The organism is Streptomyces sp. RKAG337 (assembly GCF_023701715.1).
Taxonomy (GTDB): Bacteria; Actinomycetota; Actinomycetes; order Streptomycetales; family Streptomycetaceae; genus Actinacidiphila.
The window spans coordinates 936,929-955,627 of record NZ_JAJOZA010000001.1; the positions used below are offsets into that span (position 1 = coordinate 936,929).

Annotated in this window: 16 protein-coding genes; 6 read left to right on the top strand and 10 right to left on the bottom strand. The window is 68.8% G+C overall.

The features are described 5' to 3' along the window. Positions 1–24 precede the first annotated feature (24 nt). The 6 genes from LNW73_RS04035 to LNW73_RS04060 all read right to left on the bottom strand — a co-directional run bounded on the left by LNW73_RS04035 (position 25) and on the right by LNW73_RS04060 (position 5,836). Positions 25–411: a nuclear transport factor 2 family protein gene (locus tag LNW73_RS04035; RefSeq protein ID WP_250988929.1), complete on the bottom strand. Its 387-nt coding sequence runs from the start codon at positions 409–411 to the stop codon at positions 25–27. Positions 412–848: 437 nt separating this feature from the next. Beyond that, a complete protein-coding gene (locus tag LNW73_RS04040; RefSeq protein ID WP_250988930.1) occupies positions 849–2,429 on the bottom strand; it encodes a sigma-70 family RNA polymerase sigma factor in 1,581 nt (526 codons plus the stop codon). A 220-nt stretch (positions 2,430–2,649) separates the two neighbouring features. Continuing rightward, a complete protein-coding gene (locus LNW73_RS04045) occupies positions 2,650–3,414 on the bottom strand; it encodes a hypothetical protein (RefSeq protein WP_250988931.1) in 765 nt (254 codons plus the stop codon). After that, positions 3,411–3,941 (bottom strand): SigE family RNA polymerase sigma factor, encoded by a 531-nt coding sequence (locus LNW73_RS04050; protein WP_250988932.1) that lies wholly within the window; start codon positions 3,939–3,941, stop codon positions 3,411–3,413. The genes LNW73_RS04045 and LNW73_RS04050 overlap by 4 nt, the downstream gene beginning before the upstream one ends. Positions 3,942–4,066: 125 nt before the next feature. Beyond that, positions 4,067–4,693, bottom strand: a complete 627-nt coding sequence (locus LNW73_RS04055) for an expansin EXLX1 family cellulose-binding protein (protein WP_308407633.1) — start codon at positions 4,691–4,693, stop codon at positions 4,067–4,069. Positions 4,694–5,509: 816 nt separating this feature from the next. Then, the gene (locus LNW73_RS04060; RefSeq protein ID WP_250988933.1) at positions 5,510–5,836 is read right to left on the bottom strand and encodes a MerR family transcriptional regulator; all 327 of its coding nucleotides are present in this window, start codon (positions 5,834–5,836) and stop codon (positions 5,510–5,512) included. Between the two features lie 2,077 nt (positions 5,837–7,913). On the opposite strand from LNW73_RS04060, the gene LNW73_RS04065 reads away from it, so the two are divergent. After that, positions 7,914–8,324, top strand: coding sequence for a hypothetical protein (locus LNW73_RS04065; RefSeq protein ID WP_250988934.1), 411 nt, complete (start codon positions 7,914–7,916; stop codon positions 8,322–8,324). Between the two features lie 448 nt (positions 8,325–8,772). Further along, the gene (locus tag LNW73_RS04070; RefSeq protein WP_250988935.1) at positions 8,773–10,032 is read left to right on the top strand and encodes a PP2C family protein-serine/threonine phosphatase; all 1,260 of its coding nucleotides are present in this window, start codon (positions 8,773–8,775) and stop codon (positions 10,030–10,032) included. An 87-nt stretch (positions 10,033–10,119) separates the two neighbouring features. Here LNW73_RS04070 and LNW73_RS04075 read toward each other — a convergent pair whose 3' ends face one another. Both LNW73_RS04075 and LNW73_RS04080 read right to left on the bottom strand, forming a co-directional pair. After that, on the bottom strand, positions 10,120–11,691 hold the full coding sequence (locus LNW73_RS04075) for a DEAD/DEAH box helicase (RefSeq protein WP_250988936.1): 1,572 nt from the start codon (positions 11,689–11,691) through the stop codon (positions 10,120–10,122). A gap of 374 nt (positions 11,692–12,065) precedes the next feature. Continuing rightward, on the bottom strand, positions 12,066–12,269 hold the full coding sequence (locus LNW73_RS04080; RefSeq protein WP_034275260.1) for a cold-shock protein: 204 nt from the start codon (positions 12,267–12,269) through the stop codon (positions 12,066–12,068). A 286-nt stretch (positions 12,270–12,555) separates the two neighbouring features. On the opposite strand from LNW73_RS04080, the gene LNW73_RS04085 reads away from it, so the two are divergent. Beyond that, positions 12,556–12,873, top strand: coding sequence for an SCO5918 family protein (locus LNW73_RS04085; protein ID WP_250988937.1), 318 nt, complete (start codon positions 12,556–12,558; stop codon positions 12,871–12,873). A gap of 81 nt (positions 12,874–12,954) precedes the next feature. Here the strand turns inward: LNW73_RS04085 and LNW73_RS04090 are convergent, their stop codons facing one another. After that, positions 12,955–13,305, bottom strand: a complete 351-nt coding sequence (locus tag LNW73_RS04090) for a hypothetical protein (RefSeq protein ID WP_250988938.1) — start codon at positions 13,303–13,305, stop codon at positions 12,955–12,957. A gap of 323 nt (positions 13,306–13,628) precedes the next feature. Then, positions 13,629–14,246: a VOC family protein gene (locus tag LNW73_RS04095; protein ID WP_308407634.1), complete on the bottom strand. Its 618-nt coding sequence runs from the start codon at positions 14,244–14,246 to the stop codon at positions 13,629–13,631. Between the two features lie 780 nt (positions 14,247–15,026). Between LNW73_RS04095 and LNW73_RS04100 the strand changes: the two genes are divergently transcribed. From LNW73_RS04100 to LNW73_RS04110, 3 genes are all read left to right on the top strand, one after another. Then, positions 15,027–16,796: an MOSC domain-containing protein gene (locus LNW73_RS04100; protein ID WP_250988939.1), complete on the top strand. Its 1,770-nt coding sequence runs from the start codon at positions 15,027–15,029 to the stop codon at positions 16,794–16,796. A 409-nt stretch (positions 16,797–17,205) separates the two neighbouring features. Continuing rightward, a complete protein-coding gene (locus LNW73_RS04105; protein ID WP_250988940.1) occupies positions 17,206–17,517 on the top strand; it encodes a hypothetical protein in 312 nt (103 codons plus the stop codon). Positions 17,518–17,538: 21 nt separating this feature from the next. Further along, a complete protein-coding gene (locus LNW73_RS04110) occupies positions 17,539–18,471 on the top strand; it encodes a tyrosine-type recombinase/integrase (protein ID WP_250988941.1) in 933 nt (310 codons plus the stop codon). Positions 18,472–18,699 lie beyond the last annotated feature (228 nt).

Sequence of the window (18,699 nt, forward strand, 5' to 3'; positions counted from 1 at the left end):
CGGACCACCCTGGACTACCGGCCGTCAGAACATCGTGTTGCCGTTCTTGGAACTGGGTGGAATGACCTGAAGCACATCCCAGTGCTCGACAATCTTGCCATCAGGGTCGAAGCGGAAGATGTCGATGCCAGCATATTCCTCCTCCGGCCAGACCTGATGGCAGTGCAGGACGACGTGGTCGCTCTCGGCGATCACGCGCTTGAACTCCACCCGCTTGCCAGGGTACTCAGCGGCCATCCGCTCGAAGTAATCGATGAAAGCCTGCTTGCCGTCGGCTACCTCCGGGTTGTGCTGGATGTACGTGGCGCCCGCGTACATCTCGAGGGCCTCCGCGGGACGACACTGATTGAACATCAGGTCGTAAAACGCCTTGGCCGTCGCCTTGTTACGTTCGAGATCAGCATCGGACATGACGATCACTATAGGAGGCGCCAGTCTCGCGACAGAACATTCCGACAGCAATTCCTGAAACCAGATCCACAAGTCTTGACGATTGCTCCGCCAAGGCTGGCTCACCGCCGTCGCCCACCTGGCATGGCCATCGAATCACTTCCGTTCGAATTCTGCGCTGGGCAAACGCGCACCGGAACTTTGAACGCAGGCACTTGCCGCAGCTGACACGAGTCCGATCTCCGCCTGCCAAAACTACTCACAGCAACACCCGTTTCCCGGACCGTTCCTCCTCCGCTCCCGGGTACCCCACCGCAGCGGCCTGGATCTCATCTGGCGCAGTGCGATCAGCTTTTGGCCCGGTCAAGCCGCTCGAGGGTCAGGTCACGGCCGGAGGCCACGACCAGATCCTCGGCATGGAAGGGCTTCGGGTCACCTCGGGGTGCGGTAGGCGTCGATCAGCGTCCGGGTGACGCTGGTGCCCTCGGTGTCGACGGCCTCGGGCGCATGATGAAGGAAGCCTGGCCGGCGAAGGCCCGAGTGCCGTCGGAGCCATCGAGCCAGATGCCGTCGTCGCGGTGGCGAAGGACCGATCCGGGATAGTTGTGCGCGTGCAGGGTTATCGACCCGGTGACCGCCCCGGGGTGCGGACAGAAGGTGGCGTCTTCACGGAACAGTTCGCTGCCGTCGTTGGTGCTCAGCCGTAGCCGCAGGTCACGATGGCGCAGATAGCGGCCGTCGGCGGCGCGGAAGGTGACGCACCGTGTGTCGGCCAGCCCCCGGAAGACCGAGAAGGTGACCCGCTGCCGTGTCCGCGCGCTGCTGGACGCGGAGACGGGGCCGAGCGTCGCGAAGTCGCCGGCATACGTGAGGTACAGGGCGGGCTCGTCCACGGACTCCAGTGACTGTGCGCCCAGCGGAACAGTGCCCGCGACGGCGGACGGACTCACTGGGGACGGTCCGGCCGACGTGGTGGTGCGCGATGGGATCGGCGTGGGATCGCCGACTGTGGGAGCGGCGATGACGCCGGGCACCCGGTGCGCCGGTTCGGGCCAGGTCGCGTAGGTGGCGGTCCCGGCGATGAGCACCGCGCCAGTGGCGAGGCCCGCCAGCGGATGAGCGGTCACCGCGTGGAGTTTGCCGATCAGCGAGCTGGGCAGACTGCCTCCCCCCGTCGCCGTGCCGACGGCGACGTGGGCCGTGGCCGGCCCGGCGGCGCTCGCGGCCGTACCCGACAGCAGGCCCTTGGCGGCCAGCGCGGCGATGAGCCCGGCCGGGACCGCCAGCGGCGCGAGGCCGAGGAGCAGTCGTTCGACCGGAACCCGTTCTGTCGTCGTCGCCGCGCAGACCAGGCATCCGCGGGTGTGCCGCCCGATCCGCTTGCGCCACACCGATGTACGGAGACCGTCCCAGCCGACGACGGTCTCGTCCAACTGCGGACACCGCGGGTCGGCCTCCAGCGCGGCGACGATCGTCCGGCTCAGTTCCAGCTGCTCGCGCATTCTTTGCAGGCGCACTCCGACGTGGGCGACCGTGAGCCGCGTCGCGGCGGCGATGTCGTCACGGCTCAGCGAGCCGGCGCCTTCCTGCCACCACAGCGACAGCAGCACCCGGTGGTCCGGGTCGAGCCACCGGCCGGCTTCCACAACCTGACGGCGCTCGTCCGACATCTGCAGACGCAGGATCGTCACGTCCTCAGTCTCGGCGCCGGCGTCCGGTAGCTGGCGTGCCTCGTCGATGACCGCGGTCCGGCCGGCGAAGGCGCGTTGCCGGTGCCGGTGGGTACTGATCTGGCGGAGCGTGATCGACACCAGCCAGGACCGGAAACTCTCCGGGGCACGCAGGGCAGGCAGGTCGCGCACCACGCGCAGCAGGGTTTCCTGGACGACGTCGTCGACGTCGGCATGTCCGCTCAGCGCTCGCCCGACGATGTTGTAGAGCAACGGCAGGTACGCGGCGATCAGGTTTTCGCGCGCCCGATCGTCACCGGCCTGCGCCGCGGCAACCAGCCCCGTGTGGTCCACATCCGTGACCCTCATTCCCACTCCCTCAGGGGAGAACTGCACCGTGCAGCGGGAGCTGCGGCGACGCTGCCCTCGTGTTCCGCACTATTTCTTGATCACGTTCCGGCGTACGTCTCCGCCCTGGCCAAGCACCGCAAAGGATGATCTGGCCGAAGAGGTCAACGGCCGCTCCCCAGCTCTTCGGAGCGCCTGGGCGGGCGGGAGCGGCGGGCTGCTCCCAGGTACCCGGAGCGATTCAACGTGTCGTGGTGAAACCTCCCCAGACCGCGCTGGGGCCTGCCGAAGCCCGTGCGTCAACGCGGTAGCTGTCGCGCGTGGCATTGCGCATGCCGGTGGCGTGGTTGTACTGGCCGGCGAATTCGTGCTGCCCGGGCGGCACGGTACGGCCCGGCTTGAGCACCCAGCGGTAGACCAGCGCACCGCCGACCTGCTGGACGGTGACGGTGAAGTCGTCACTGGGCAGGGTCCGCCAGGCGCCGGTGCTCCGCACACCACCGGTCTGCGCGACGCGCAGTTCGACGGTGAGCGAGGTGAGCTGCTGACTGGCCCTCAGGGTGAGGTTGTTCTGGGCCCAGTAAACGCTGCTGGCCGGATCCACCGAGCCTTCCGACCACAGCGGCCCGCTCTCGACCCGGGTGCCGGCCCACGGAGTCGGGCGCGAGCTGCTCGGAGCGGTGCTCGGAGCGGGAGCGGTGGTGGTACGAGCAGAGGGCGTGGGACTGGGGGTGGCGGTCGGGGACGGGGCGGCGGGAGCGGTGGGGGGGTGCGACGGCGAGGGGGTTCGGACGATGTCGGCGACGGCGAGGCCGCCGGTTGCCAGGATCGCGGCGGCAGCGAGCCCGGCGAGCCCGGCCTTGGGCCACGACCTCGCGATCGACCGTCTGCGGTGAGGGGCGACAGTGCCCGTTGCGCCGCGTTCCACGCGGGCCAGGATCCTCGCACGGTCGGGCTGGTGGGCCTCGGCGGCCTCGCGCAGGCGCCGGGTGGTCTCCTCGTTCACCGTATTCCCCTCCCGGTCGACAGTGCCCCGGTCGTTTCCGCGCCCAGTACCCGTTCCAGCTCCGCCATTCCCTTGGACGTCTGGCTCTTCACCGTACCGACCGATATCCCCAGAGCCGCCGCGGTGTCCTTCTCCGACAGGTCGAAGGCGTGGCGCAGGACCACGCATGCCCGCTTGCGGAACGGCAGCCGGGCGAGCGCCGCGCGTACGTCGAGCACGGCCGCCACGTCCGGCCCCGGCACCTGCTCCGGGCTGCGGGACCAGAACAGCGCGGTCCTGCGTCGCTCGCGAACCGCGCTCCGGATCCGTTGGCGCGCCATGTTGGCCACCACGCCGCGGCTGTAGGCGAGGGGGTGGTCAGCCTCGCGAAGCCGGTCCCAGCGCTGCCACAAGGCAATCAGGGCGTCCGCAGCAAGGTCGTCGGCCGCGTCCGTCTCGCCGGTCAGGAGGTGGGCGAAACGGGCCAGTTCGGCGTAGTGGCGTTCAAAGAAGTCGTGGAACTCCGTGGACGCGTCATCGAGGAACATCTCCCTCGGTCGCCCTCTCGTTGCGATGTGAGCGTTAACAGGATGCCGCAGCGTATCAGCGGGCATCACGAATCCGGTCTGCGGGCACCCCGGGGCCGGGCCGTGACGGCGGGTGGGTGCCACGGTCAATGCCGGGCGAACTGGACGCGTGTGGATTGCACGACGTCCGCCTTCAGCGCGATCCCTTCGATGGTCAGTTGTTCTCCATAGATGTCGGTGACCCTGATCGCCCCACCGCACCCGCTGCCGTCGGTGGAGAGGAAGAAGTTGTAGTCGGTCCGCGACAACTTCCGCCAGCCGGCGGTGGTGCGGACCTCCAGTACCGCTACCGGGTTCCGGTGACCGATCACCTGGATACCGCACCACCAACGGGTGGACCCAGCCTTGTACCGGAGGGAGATCGTGCCCAACGAACCAGGGCTCAACAGCGTCCACGTGATCGGGAGCCGGCCGAGTGAGAGATCCGCCAGCTTGCCGAAGGCCTGGTGACTGAGATCGAGTTGCCCAGGTGCACAGGGCAACGGGCATTCGTTGACGATCCGTACCGTGATGGAGGCCCCGTTGGCGGCGCGGACGCGCACATAGGCCCCGCATGCCTTGGACGACTCGTAGTCGGTGTGGTTCATCGCCGCGATCATGTGATCGCTGGAAGGGTTGTACAGGCAGGCGCCTGAGCCGTCACCCGCGTCATATGCGGTCGCGACACCGTGGTAGGCGACCGCGGGCTTGATCCGCCCCGCCAACGACGCCACGGCGGACGTCGTGCGTGGGGCGCTGGTGGCCGAAGGCTGCGGAGTACCGCCGGCTGACGGCTTCGGGGTGCCCGTTACCGACGGCTGTGCCGCTGTGGTCGTGGCAGCTGCCGACGCAGACGGGGATCCGGCCGCAGACGGGACGTCGGCCGAAGTGGCGCCGGCGGACGCGGCAGCGGGGCGCCCGGCGTCGGCTTCGCTCTCGGGGAGGAACGCGAGGGCCAGACAGGAAAGAACTACGACAGCGACCAGCACCAGCGGAATGCCCACTGTCAGCCCGCGCCTGCGCGGGGACCGCGGAGCGGCGTGCTTCAGAGCCCTCATGACCATCCAATCGGTAGATCGAGTCAACGTTGCAGCACTCAGTTGCCGCAGAAGGCGAAATGGTTGCCGCTTCGCGGCGATGTCGCACCTGGCCCGTGGGTTGGACGGCAAGACCCGGCGCGGAGAATCTCACCGCGATGCAGGAACAGACCCGGCACGGCATCCCCGCCGCCACGTCGGCCATGCCTCTGACGGACTACCTCACCTACTGGCTGGCCGCTGTCGCAGCTATCCGGCTCAAGCCGTCACGCTGATGAGCTATGAGGTCATGGTCCGATCTCCATCGAACCGAAGCTCGGCAGGAAGAAGCTCAACCGCTTCTCCCCCGCGGCTCCGCTCGGCTTGCAGCAGGCCGTCCGTGAAGCACTGATCCGACGGCATCACCGCGGCCCGTAACCGCGACGGAGAGCAGATCGGCGAACACCGTCGGCCGGCTTGCGCACCGGGGATGTGATGCGGTGCGCAGCAGGCGACTGTGTGCGGTCGCTGTGCTCAGGCGGCGGGGTGGGCGGCGGCGGTGCGGAGTTGTTCGTTGAGTGCGAGGGCTTCTTCGAGCTGGTCCTGCAGGGCGACGATGCGGCACGCGTCCTCGATGGCGGTGTCCTGGTCGACGAGTTCGCGGACTCGGGCCGCGATGCGCAGTTGGTAGCGGGAGTAGCGGCGGTGTCCGCCCTCGGAGCGCAGCGGGGTGATCAGGCGCGCTTCGCCGATCGCGCGGAGGAAGGCAGGGCTGGCGCCGATCATTTCGGCGGCGCGGCCGATGGTGTAGGCGGGGTAGTCGTCATCATCAAGGCGGGCGAAGGAGTCGTCTGCTGTCATCTCACCTCACTGGGAAACACGCGAAGGACGAGTAACGAACGCGTGGAGGGGCCCTGGCGCTGTAGCGCCAGGGCCCCGAAGGACGGAAAACACCACCGGCCGGCCCTAGTACTGCGCCGGCCTACTGTGTCCGCACTGCCGACCGTGGTCGGGGGTGCGGGGATCGCGAATGCGTGACCGGAGACCACCTCACTATCGATGTCCTGCGGTACCCGGGCCCAAAGTCTTCCGCCCGGGCGATCCTGATGGCGCTCAACCCCTCCGTTCCCTCTGAACCGAATCACTGACCAAACCGGAACTGCGAACTACTGGTGCTGCTCTCACTACGAGTACTGCGAACTGCTGGTGGCCTTCACCGCACCACCGTCCGGCAGCCAGCCCCGTCGCCCGTTGTGCACCTGCTCTGGCTTAGAACCCCACTGCCGAACCTCTCGGCACGCGCGCCCGCAGCCCGACGCCTTCACCAAGAGACCACTGAACTCACTGCTGGTACTGCAACCGCATCCGGTACTGCTGTCCTGCGTGATGCGGTACTGCTGAACTGCGGTTACTGCGTGTCAGACCTGCACATTCCGTACTGCGGTTTTGCGCGGCGGCCCCTCCCGGGGCGGCCCGGCCCGGCAATCAACCTTGCGACCCACCAACACTGCACTGGCCGCCGGATTCCATCACCGTGCCACCTACTCTGCGCGGCAGTTCATGTCTGCCGCGCCCTGCTTCCTTCTTGGCTACGAGAGGAACACTACCCACACCCAGAAGCGAATGTCTACTTCACAAACAATAGATTTTTGGAGCAACTGCCAACAGGAATCCTGACCCCCGCCCAGCAGGCACCGGGGGCGCGACACGGCACGGAAGGGGCAGGTGAACAGCATGCGCCCGTTCGTGCCCTAGGAGCTGTGGGCCGGGAAGATCCTGCGTGCCCTGGCGCAACAGCACCACGGACTCACCCCCCACGCGTTGTCCGAGGCGACAGGACTGGACGACCTGCAGATCCAACGCGCCATGGAATGGGAACAGCACCGGGCACGGCACCCAGAGGGGTCCTGCGAGCATCGCCTGCACTTCCCCGAGACCGGCTGACGGCCTCGGCCGCCGAGGGGCGGCCGGTCAGGGCAACTGGGCGGTGATGTCGCGCAGGGAGTGTCCGGTGCGGAAGGCCAGGGCGCGCATGAGCGGCGAGGGCTTCATCGAAGGGGATCCCCAGCCGCAAAGCCAGGGCGCCCGTGGCCCGGTGGGTGGCGCCCCAGTAGGCGTCCAGGAGGCGGGCCGGCTCCCACGGCAGATCCGCGCCTTGGGGAGACGCCGTCCGGTAGCTGTCCAGGAGAGCGGCGGCTGCGGTGTCCACAGCGGCAGCGACCTGCCGGATCTGTGCGCATGGGGTGGCGCGGGGTTGGGCGTAAAGCACGGCGGCCGCCCCGAGCCGCTCGTCGGCCCCGCGCAGCGGAAAGGCGTGGATCGCGCCGACCCGAGGCAGCACCTCGCGCGCGACGGTCCCGAAGAAGGGCCACGGGGTGACCTGGTGGCGGAGGTCTCCGATGATCATCGGATGTCCGGTGGGGCTGGCGCTTGACACGGCCCCTCCCCCACCGAAAACTCCAATTCCTCCAGCCGCAACCCCGGCATGCCGCTCACCGCCAGCAACTGGCGACCGGGCGTGTCACAGCGCAGGGACATCACCGCCCAGTCCGCCTTCAACACCCCGCATAACGCATGGCACAGACGTCCCGGAAGACCCGCGATATCACCCGCCGCCGCCTGACACACCCGGCGTAACCCCGGCCACCGCTCCACCACAACCACTGCCATCCGCACAGCAGTTCCCGCTCCAGTCTGATGCAGCACAGACTCCCAATTCCCCCCGCCCGCGCACAGGGCTCGCACTGGAGGCCACCTCGATTCCCGGACCAGAGCCACCGCACCGGGGATACGAGCGCCGGCGTTCGGGGTCGCTCAACCGCACGGCCTACCGGCCGATTCCGCAGCCCTGCCGGGTCGTTGTACGGGGGTGGAGTCGACGGCGGTGGGCTGGGGTCGGGCGGTAATAGCGCTGGGTGCGGGCGATTGGTGGTCGGTGGTGACCGTGCAGCCTCCCGATCAGGCGGCGTACGGGGAGCTGGCGGTGCGCGTGCAGGCGGCCGGACTGGCGCGGATGACGGCTCGTGCGTGGAGCGCGGGGTTGTGGCCGGTGACCAGGTGTTCGGTGACGGTTCAGGACGGGAGACTCACCCAACTGCACACCGGTCGCTCCCGGCTGCTGTGCCCGCAGCAGCGCCCCGTGTCACCCATCTGGCAGGAGGCCGCCGACCGGGGTCTGGTCGCCCTCGCGCTCGTCGGGCCCGGGACCTGGCCCGCCGCCACCCTTGAGGGTGAGAAGGGCTCCCACGAGCAGCGCCGTCTCATGGATGCCGCTTCCGCCGGAGGGATACTGCTCGGAGGCTTGGCGCATCTGCGCGGCGACCCGGAACCCTACGGACACCGCTGGTAGCCCCCACCCGCGTTACAACTCCGGTCGGCGGACCACGAGGCGCCCGGTCTGGCGCTACTGAAACCAGCGCCTTGCCAGGGCCGCTCGCCCAGGCTCCGCCGCCTGCGGGCCAAGGTCATCGTGAAGGCGGCTGCGCAGCCAGAGCAGGGCGGTCGGATCGGCGACCTGCGCAAGGTCCTCGAGCAGGTCCCGCACGCGGGGGCTGTCCGCGGCGCGGACAGCGTCCACGATCCCCTCAATGCTCTCCCCGATGACAGCGGATGGTGGTGGGAAGTGCGGGCCACAGTGCGTACCTCCACCTATCCACAAGATCGGGCCCGGGGTGGTATCGCTCGGCCGGGTGAGAACCCGCTCCTGCAGTGGGGTAGCTTGCGTCTTTGTGCCTGCCCGGAGTGTCGCTCGGCCGGGTCTGTACTGGGGCGGGTGCGGCAGCGGGGAGAGAGCTCTTATGCGGGACAGCGGAACCGACGGTCTAGGTGAGGCGCTGGCTGCGGCGGAGGCCGCGCCGCCGGTGGAGTCCGTCGACGTCATCGCCGCGGCGCTGCGAAGACAGTTCGGGGCCCGTTCGGTGTCGTTCCTGATCACCGACTTCACCGGCGGCGCCGTCGTGCGCCTGGGAGCCGTTGACGACATCGACCTGGACCATTCCGCTGATCCGATCCCGGTGTCTGGCACCGTGTACGACGAGGTGATCCGTACCCAACGACCGCATGTGGAGGGGATCGGGGACGGTGCGTGGACGCGGGTGATCGCACCGGTGACCAACCGTGGGGACGCCATCGGGCTGCTGGAGCTCTACCTGCCCCACCACCCAGGCCCCAATACCTTGGAGAAGATCCGCCGTAGCGCCCACGCGCTGGGGTACATCGTCATCGCGAACCGGCCCTTCACCGACCTGTACCAGTGGGGCCGGCGCACCGCACCGCTCAGCCTGGCCGCCGAAATCCAGCATCGACTACTCCCGGCGTCCCTGGCGTGCGAGGCGGCGCAGTTCGCCGTTGCCGGCGCGCTGGAGCCGGCTGAGTTCGTCGGCGGCGACACCTTCGACTACGTCATAGACCGCGACTATGTCCAGCTGTCCGTCACCGATGCCATGGGCCACGACGTGGACGCCGCCCTGCTGGCGACCCTCCTGGTCGGCGCCCTGCGCCGCGCCCGCAGACAAGGCGCCGACCTCGCCGAACAAGCCCGTCAGGCCGACCAGGCCATGGCCGAGCACAGCGGCGGCCGCTACGTCACCGGCCAACTCCTGCGCATCAGCCTGCACGACGGCCGAACCGAGTTCATCAACGCCGGCCACCCCTGGCCCCTGCGCCTGCGCGCAGGGAAGGTCGAGCAACTCGTGCCGGCCATCGACATGCCCTTCGGCTTCCTGGCCCCACACACCTACGCCGTCCAGCACCTGGACCTGCGGGCCGGGGACCGGCTCGTCATGCTCACCGACGGCATGCTGGAACGCAGCGCCGAGAACCTCGACCTGCCCGCGCTCATCGCCAGCACCCACCACCTGCACCCGCGCGAGGCCGCCCGCGTCCTGATCGAGCACGTCGTCCAAGCCCACGACGGGCAACTGCAGGACGACGCCACCGTGATGTGCCTGGACTGGTACGGCACCGAAGACACCCGACGCCACGCCGACCACGGCGCCGACCTCACCGAAGCCTCCCCCAGCACCCACACCGAAGCCCATACCTCCCCCACAGCCTAGGTGTATGGACCACGACCAACGCCGAGAGCCGTCCCACCCCCGGCATCGGTGATGGGACGGCTCTCGGCGGCGTCGTCGGCCGTGGTGTCACGCAGCGAGGGTCACGCGCGGCGCGGGGCGCTCGCCTGATCCGGAGCGGCGGGCTTGGGCGAAGCGGCTGCGGCGGCCGCGGGTGGCGGAGGCGCTGCGCTTGGCGCGTTCCACGACCGGTGCGGCGATGACGCAGGGGACGCCGCTGGGGACCTGGGCGCCGGTGATCCGGGTCAGCTCGGCCTCGTCGGGGCGGACCTGTGCGGTCTGCGGGGTGATGCCGGCGTCCCGCATCAAGCGGATCATGTCGCGGCGCTGGTTGGGCAGGACCAGGGTGACGACACTGCCCGACTCGCCGGCGCGCGCGGTGCGGCCGCCGCGGTGCAGGTAGTCCTTGTGGTCGCTCGGCGGGTCGATGTTGACGACCAGGTCGAGGTTGTCGACGTGGATGCCGCGGGCGGCGACGTTCGTGGCGACCAGCACGGTGACGTGTCCGGTCTTGAACTGCTCCAGGGTGCGGGTCCGCTGCGGCTGGGACTTGCCCCCGTGCAGTGCCGCGGCCCGCACTCCGCTGTTCAGCAGGTGGTCGGTGAGCTTGTCCACGGCGTGCTTGGTGTCGAGGAACATGATGACCCGGCCGTCACGGGCGGCGATCTGCGTCGTCACGGCGTTCTTGTCCGCACCGTGCACGTGCAGCACGTGGTGCTCCATCGTGGTGACCGCGCCGGCCGACGGGTCGACGGAGTGGACGACCGGGTCGTGCAGGTAGCGGCGCACGAGCAGGTCGACGTTGCGGTCCAAGGTCGCGGAGAACAGCATGCGCTGTCCGTCGGTGCGCACCTGGTCCAGCAGCGCGGTGACCTGCGGCATGAAGCCCATGTCGGCCATCTGGTCGGCCTCGTCGAGCACCGTGATGCCGACCTGGTCCAGACGGCAGGAGCCACGGTCGATGAGGTCCTTCAGCCGGCCCGGCGTGGCGACGACGACTTCGGCGCCACCGCGCAGCAGGTGGATCTGCCGTCCGATGGACATACCGCCGACCACGGTGGCCATCCGCAGCCGCAGTGAGCGGGCGTACGGGGTCAGGGCGTCGGTGACCTGCTGGGCCAGCTCACGGGTCGGGACCAGGACCAGGGCGAGCGGCTGCAGCGGTTCGGCGCGCTGTCCGGCGGTCCTGGCGAGCAGCGCCAGGCCGAAGGCGAGCGTCTTGCCGGAACCGGTACGGCCGCGGCCCAGGACGTTGCGGCCGGCCAGGGCGTTGGGCAGTGTCGCGCCCTGAATGGGGAACGGCACCGCCATGCCCTCATGGGCCAGCGTCTGCAGCAGGGCGGCCGGCATGTCGAGCGCGGCGAAGGTCTCCACCGCGGGCAGCGCCGGAGTGAGGGTGACCGGCAGGGCGAACTCGCCCTGGACGGACGGGCGTCGGCTCGAACCGCCGGACCGGCCCGATCCCGCGTAGCCACCGGAGCGGCCGGAGCCGCCGGAGCCCGCGTAACCGCCGGAACGGCTCGGCGCACCGGAACGGCTCGGGGCCGAACGGCCGTAGCCGCCGGCGCTCGAAGCACCACCGCGACCGCTGGAACCCGAGCTGGAACTGGAATACGAACGGTTGGAACGAACGGGGTTCAAGGGGAACCTTCCTGAACACGGGACGCGCTCAGGAGGCCCCAGCAGCGAACACGCCGCGCGAAGGCATCGCAAGAACGAACCGAAAGAATGAGAAGAACGAGGCGGGACCGAAGCGGCGCGGAAAACCGCGCGAACACACTTCGCCACGAGCGGCACTGCCAAAGATGCAGGCCGGGAGCGGGACCCGCACAGGGCGGGTCCGGGGCAGTGAGCAGAGCGCGGTCGTGGACCGCGGAGCCGCCTGCCGTGCGGCATGGGTACTGATGTCCGCAGCCGCCCCGCCCCGCGATGAGCGGAGCGGGGGGACTTGCGAGCGACGGTCAGGGCCCGCGACCTTGCGGTGCGGGCCCTGACCGTGTGATGCGCGTCAGTGCTTAGGCGGGAACGATGTTCTCCGCCTGCGGGCCCTTCTGGCCCTGCGTGACGTCGAAGGAGACCTTCTGGCCTTCCTGCAGCTCACGGAAGCCCTGAGCGGCGATGTTCGAGTAGTGGGCGAAGACGTCAGCGCCGCCGCCGTCCTGCTCGATGAAGCCGAAGCCCTTTTCCGCGTTGAACCACTTCACGGTGCCAGTAGCCATGTGTGTCTCCTTAAGACAGGGGGCAGAACCGAAAACCGCACTGTGCGGAGTCCGCGTCGCCGCAATGAGCCCATCCGGAGATGACCGGCAAAACAAAAAATGCACCCGCGGGTCACGCCCGTCGAGTGCACACAAAGTTCATGGGTACCACAACTGCAACTGGCAACAACGTAGCACGAATGCTGGCCCTCGGGCCGGATTTCCCATCGGCGGGTTGATCTTCCCGCCGGAGGTCCGGATGTGGGACTCTGGGGGATCCGCCATCCCCTCTCTCTGCTGAGGTCCTATGCGTTGCATCATCGCCGGCTTCCCGTTCGACCTGGTCAAGGGTGAAGTCCAGGACAGAATGCGGGGCATCAAGCCGGAAGCGGTCACCGGAGAATCCGTGATCATCAGCCGCCGCACCTACCCCGTGAAGCAGGTCGGCCAGATCCTCACCCGACAGGACCGGCGTGACTTCACCGCCGAGCAGATCACCCGGGCCATGACCCGACTCGGCTTCACCTGCCGCCCCGCGCCCACGGTCGCCGCAGTGACTGCCACCGCTGTTCTCAGGCCACTCCAGGCCGCGGCAGCGATGCTGGGTACACCCGCCTACAGCTGACCGGCCACCCCTCACCCCCTTTGTGCTTGCCGGAGAACCGCAGGTCGATCTCCCTCCCATTGGTGTGCAGCGTTCTGGCGGCTACGCGGTCGGTCCGGACCAGGGTTCAGTCGAGCAGGAGATGGGTGAGGCCCGCCGCCTGGCGCATTCGATCGCGGTGTGGATGTCGGAGGCCTGGGCGGCGAGGTCGACGGCTTCGAGCAGGCAGTACGTTGCCGGGACGGGTACGGCGCTGTCACGGTCGAGTTGGGAGATCCGGGTGCGGTCGAGGAACCAGCGTAGAGCCAGTACAGCCTGCTTGAAGCAGCCCGGCGAACGGCGGTCCCGGCGGGTGCCCCGGGCCAGACGCTCGCGGAGCAGGGCAGCCATGTCCAGGGCCACGTCACGCGGGTGATGGAGGGCGGCGGCATCTACCACGGCCGCGTCGCTCATCGCGCACATCCTTGTCCGCTGGGAACGTTCGTCACTTCGTCCTGCGTGCTTTCGACTGCCTCCGGCAGCGGGTGAGACTGCCACTGCACCGGTTGACGCTCTCCAGGCAGGTGCACTGCCCGCGATGGGGGCACGCTCTGCGCTCGATCACTCCGCATCCCTGTTGTCCGGCGGACGCCGTGCCCAGGCGATCCGCCGCCGATCGCGATGGGGTCGGAGTCACTGCTCATCCGTCTGTCTCCTGCGCTTTCGCGGCCGTGACGTGCGGTGCCTTTGCCGTCGCTTGGACTCCCCAGTCATCGGGAACTTCTCGCTGCAGGCGCTCACGAAGGCAGTTCGGTTCCGGCCTGCTCGCGCACCATGTAGTCCGCGTACCAGTCCGGCCAGTTCGGGTCCTGCGCACCGGTGCGCGCCTCATGCTCGCCGTGTGCGGCCGCGGCGCGGCGCAGCGCGGCCGCGAGGTCCGGTGAGGAAGAGAAGGTGGTGACCGAGGGGTCCATTCGTCCCGGGAGCCGGGTGGTGATCTCCTGCAGGATCCAGCCGTTGCCGTCCGGGTCGCTGAATGACAGGAACGAGCCGTAGCTGCTGCGTCGCGGATCCGGGCCTGGTACCCGGGCGTCGGTTCCGGCGTGGTGGAAGACGCCGCCTGCGTCGTGGAACACCTCGCTCGGGTCGGCGCCGAGTTGCTTGAGATGGTCGTGGGCGGCGTCGATCGCGTTGACGATCAGGTGGAGTCCCTGAGCCGAGCCAGGTGCCTGGGACGTGACCGAGGTGCCGAAGATGACCGACGCCGGCGAGCCGGGCAGTGTCACCTGCACCACCCGGAAGTTCTCGTCGGTGGCGACGTCGGCGTCGAGCCGCCAACCCAGCCCTGTGTAGAAGTCCTTGGCCCGGTCGACATCGGCCACCGGCACCACGACGACTTCGAGTTTCATGTCCATGACCCGCGCCTCCTGCGCTCGTCCGAAACTGCCGACAAGGCGAGACTCGCACGGCCCGATAGCCGGGGCACCCCCAGGGAATCGCATGGAGCGATGTGGGCCAGGGAAGGCGAGCCGGCCGCGGTGAGGGGGACCGGACGGCGTCGCGATCGCAGCCCGCCGAGCGCCGGCCGGGTCGGCAGCGTCGGGCGGTGTGGGTTCGGCGCCAGCCGCACGCCGAGAGCGCGTTCGAGCGCCTTGATCTGCTGCGGCAGGGGGCCTACAGGGTGAGCTCGACGAGAAGGTCCTGGACACCCTGCCCCTGCGCCCGTGGATGCCCCTCCGTCACTGCCCTCGAGTACTACCTCAAAAGTCACCCGTCCGGCCCATCCGCGGTCGTGGTCACGCACGTGCTGGCGTTCGCTGGTGTGTAGGGACCGGTGCGCCATGCCTTCTGGATTCCGTGCGGCATACGGATGGCCCTCCTCGTCACTGCCTGGGCCCCGCTGAGGCCGGCAGCAGGCTGAACCCGTGCGAGGAGGTTTCCTTGATGGCGCACCACCATCGCCGCGGGCAGTTGCCCGTGACGCCGCAGGGGCGCGCCGACCGGAGAATGGCCGCGCGCTGGCACACGCCCCGCTCGGCTCAGGGCGATTTCGAGCCGCACTCCAGAGAGCAGGGCCCGCTGGAGGTCATCGACGCCGGCCGGGCCGGTCGAGACCCGCGCATGTATACGCCCAGCGGGCGTAATGTCGGTTTCGCGCTCGTACGGCGGCCGCGCTCAAGGAGAATGGATGTCGTATGGCCACTCTGATCGCCGTGAACGTCGGCATGCCGAAAGACGTTGCCTGGCATGGCAGGACCACGCATACCGGCATCTGGAAGCACCCTGTCGCCGGGCCCCTGATGGCGCGGCGGCTCAATCTGGACGGCGACGGGCAAGGCGACCTGTCCGGGCATGGCGGCGAGCAGCGTGCCGTGCTGGTCTACCAGCTAAACTCCTACCGCCACTGGCAGGAGCACATGAAGCGGGACGACTTCACTTACGGCCAGTTCGGCGAGAACTTCACCGTGGAGGGACTCGCCGACGACGAGGTGTGCATCGGCGACCGCTACAGGATCGGCGGTGCGCTCTTCGAGGTCACGCAACCCCGGGTGACGTGCTACCGAGTGGGGTTGCGGCTGGGAGAACCTCAGATGCCCGCCCTGCTCGTGTCCCACCGCCGCCCGGGCTTCTACCTGCGCGTGCTGGCAGAAGGGCAGGTGCAGGCCGGCGACGAGATCGTAAAAGTCGTCTCCGGCCCCGAGGAGATGACGGTCGCGGAGATGGACGCGCTGCTCTACCTACCCGGTCACGCCCGGCCGCAGCTCGAACGCGCCTTGCGCATCCCAGCACTGAGCCCTGGGTGGAAGACGTCGCTGCGAGCCTTGCTCGACGACGCGGATCGCGGTTCTGCCGCCGTGGGCGGCAACAGCGGGCTCACCGCCACCAGCCCGCCTCCGGCATGGCCCGGGTTCCGCCCGCTCAAAGTCGTCCGCATCGAACCGGAGAGCGCGAGTATTTTCTCGCTCACCCTGGCGTCAGTCGACGGTGAACCGCTCCCAGCCGCACTGCCAGGGCAGTTCCTCGGAGTCCGTTTGCGGCCGGACCCACAAGCCTCCCCAGTCATCCGGAACTACTCGCTGTCCGGCCGACCGGGCGCCGAGACATACCGCATCAGTGTCAAGCAGGAACCGCACGGTCTCGCCAGCACCTACCTTTCCCAGCACGTGAAAGCGGACGATGTTCTCGATGTCGCCGCCCCGCGCGGTACGTTCCTGCTGGCGGACGCGGACAGTCCTGTTCTGCTGCTGTCCGCCGGTGTCGGCGCCACTCCGGTCCTGGCCATGCTGCACGCTCTGGCGGCGAAGCCCTCACGGCGCCCGGTGTGGTGGCTGCAGGCGGCTCGAGACGGCGAGAACCACCCTTTCGCCGACGAAGTGCACGCACTGCTCTCCCGGCTGCCCGCGGGCCGGTCATTCGTCTCCTACAGCCGTCCGCGCAGCGTTGACCGCCCCGGTATCGACTACACGATAGAGGGGCGGCTCGGCGTCGAGCGGATCCGTGCCCTCGAACCGCCTCCGGACGCGGACGCCTACATTTGCGGTCCGGGCGCGTTCATGCAGGACGTGTCAGAAGCCCTGGAGGCCTGCGGCCTGTCGTCCTCGCGGATCCACACCGAGATCTTCGGAGCCGCGTCCGCCGTCACCCCCGGTGTGGTGGCGGGATCGGCCCGGGCACCGCACCAGCCGGCTCATCTTCCCGGCGGACAGCCGGGGCCGTCCGTGTCCTTCGCCCGTAGCGGGCTGACCGTCCCCTGGCACCGTGACTACGGGACTCTGCTCGAACTCGCCGAGGCATGCGACGTGCCCGTACGCTGGTCCTGCCGCACCGGGGTCTGTCACACCTGCGAGACGGGGCTGCTCTCGGGCCACGTCGACTACTCCCCCGAACCCGTAGACCTCCCCGCCGAGGGAAGCGCCCTCATCTGCTGTTCGACACCGCCTGCCGACCTGGTCCTGGACATGTGACCGGCTTGTGTGCGCGTCCGCGGCCAAGGGCGTCACGCTGCTGCGCAAGTATCCGTTCCCGGCGTGGCACCGTGCTCGTATCAGATCCGACCCGCGGGCTGCCCCCACGCCGGCAGTGCCATGGTCGCACCTCGTTCCAACGCCCAGCCGGCGCGTACCGCAGCTCGGCGGCACCACCGCCGACAGCGACACGCATGCGAGGCAGCCGAGGCTCCTCGCGAGCGCACAACGCTACTGAGTGGCGAATACGACGCCGCCCACCAGACGGTCAGCTGCAGCGGAGAGAGCATCCGGGTGCGCATGGTCGCGGGCGTGCCTAGAGTGACACAAGGGGGATATCCGGCGGGCGAGTCGGTTTCATGGGTCATCCCACCGAACCCTGGTACGCGGCCGAGAGGAGATCTTTGCCATGGCCAAGGTGCTTTTCATCGTGAGCGGGGCCACCTACTGGGTGTTGAAGGACGGCACGAGGTACCCGACGGGCTACTGGGCCGAGGAGTTCGCGAACCCGTACAAGATCTTGACGGATGCCGGCCACGAGGTCGTCGTCGCGACGCCGAACGGCGTGACCCCCACCGTCGACATGATGAGCCTGCGCCCCGAGATGGTCGGCGGAAACGACAGCGCCCTCGAGTTGGAGGCCATCATCCGTTCCGCGGAGGTGATGCGTCGGCCGCTGCAGCTGTCGGACGTCCGCCTCGAGGACTACGCCGCGGTGTAACTGCCGGGCGGTCACGGTCCGATGTCGGACCTGGCCTGGGACGCCGATGCCGGACGGCTGCTGACGCAGCAGCTGACCTCGGGCAACCCGCTGTTCATCGTCTGTCACGCCCCCGCCGCGATACTGGCCACCAGAATCCACGGCGAGTCACCGTTCAAGGGCTTCAACATCACCTGCTTCACCGACGAGGAGGAGGAAGGCGTCGGCCTGGCCTCCAGGGCGGCCAGGCCCACGCTCATCCCCCGCCCGGCCGCCGCGGAACGCACCATCTGGACCGTCCCCCAGGCCATCCGCTTCCTGGACTTCTACCGCAACGCCGACCTGCTCATGGCCGACCTCGTCGAAGTCCTCATCGGCACCGGCATCCGCAAAGGCGAAGCCCTCGGCCTGCATTGGAACGACGTACACCCCTCCCAAGGCGTCCTCTACATCCGCTACACGCTCTCCGCCGTCGACAACAACCAGCTCGTCCTCACCACGCCCAAGACCCGCACCAGCAAAACCTGGGTCGCGGTCTCCCCACGGGTCGCCAGTGCCCTCCAACGCCGCGCCCACGACAAACCGGCTTCATCGGGGGACGGGTTCCGTGGCGGCCTGGTCTTCCACCAACCGGACGGCCTGCCCCTGCACCCCGGGTACGTCCTCAATCACTTCCACGACCTCAGCCGACAAGCCGATGTCCCCCGCACCACCATCCACGACCTGCGCCACCTCGCCGCGACGATCTCCATCACCGCCGGCGTCCCGCTGACCGTCGTGTCCAAAACGCTGCGTCACTCCATGCTCTCCACCACCGCGAACATCTACAGCCACCTCACCGCACAAGCCGCCTACGACGCCGTCGACAGCATCGACCACACCCTCACCGCAAGCGACCGAACCACCAACCGGCACCGCCGCACCCCCGGCCGCGACCACAACCCGACCACACTCCTCAAGCCCACAACGGCATGAGCATCGTGAAGACCGCACCGCCCAGAGCCGATTGAACCTATGGGGTGCGAGCCGGTCGAAAGGGCACGCCGCACTGCGACCACCACGCGACCACCAGACCTCGAAACGCGGAAAAGGCCGCCTTCGCATTTCTGCGAAAACGGCCTCCGACATGCTAAAACGCTGGTCGGGACGACAGGATTTGAACCTGCGACCCCTTGACCCCCAAGGCCTCGCTTCCAGCCCTAC

Excerpts from the sequence above, each read along its gene's own strand:
- LNW73_RS04035 (WP_250988929.1), bottom strand. The coding sequence starts at position 411 with ATGTCCGATGCTGATCTCGAACGTAACAAGGCGACGGCCAAGGCGTTT.
- LNW73_RS04040 (WP_250988930.1), bottom strand. The coding sequence starts at position 2,429 with ATGAGGGTCACGGATGTGGACCACACGGGGCTGGTTGCCGCGGCGCAG.
- LNW73_RS04050 (WP_250988932.1), bottom strand. The coding sequence starts at position 3,941 with ATGTTCCTCGATGACGCGTCCACGGAGTTCCACGACTTCTTTGAACGC.
- LNW73_RS04060 (WP_250988933.1), bottom strand. The coding sequence starts at position 5,836 with ATGACAGCAGACGACTCCTTCGCCCGCCTTGATGATGACGACTACCCC.
- LNW73_RS04070 (WP_250988935.1), top strand. The coding sequence starts at position 8,773 with ATGCGGGACAGCGGAACCGACGGTCTAGGTGAGGCGCTGGCTGCGGCG.
- LNW73_RS04080 (WP_034275260.1), bottom strand. The coding sequence starts at position 12,269 with ATGGCTACTGGCACCGTGAAGTGGTTCAACGCGGAAAAGGGCTTCGGC.
- LNW73_RS04085 (WP_250988937.1), top strand. The coding sequence starts at position 12,556 with ATGCGTTGCATCATCGCCGGCTTCCCGTTCGACCTGGTCAAGGGTGAA.
- LNW73_RS04090 (WP_250988938.1), bottom strand. The coding sequence starts at position 13,305 with ATGAGCGACGCGGCCGTGGTAGATGCCGCCGCCCTCCATCACCCGCGT.
- LNW73_RS04095 (WP_308407634.1), bottom strand. The coding sequence starts at position 14,246 with ATGGACATGAAACTCGAAGTCGTCGTGGTGCCGGTGGCCGATGTCGAC.
- LNW73_RS04100 (WP_250988939.1), top strand. The coding sequence starts at position 15,027 with ATGGCCACTCTGATCGCCGTGAACGTCGGCATGCCGAAAGACGTTGCC.
- LNW73_RS04105 (WP_250988940.1), top strand. The coding sequence starts at position 17,206 with ATGGCCAAGGTGCTTTTCATCGTGAGCGGGGCCACCTACTGGGTGTTG.
- LNW73_RS04110 (WP_250988941.1), top strand. The coding sequence starts at position 17,539 with ATGTCGGACCTGGCCTGGGACGCCGATGCCGGACGGCTGCTGACGCAG.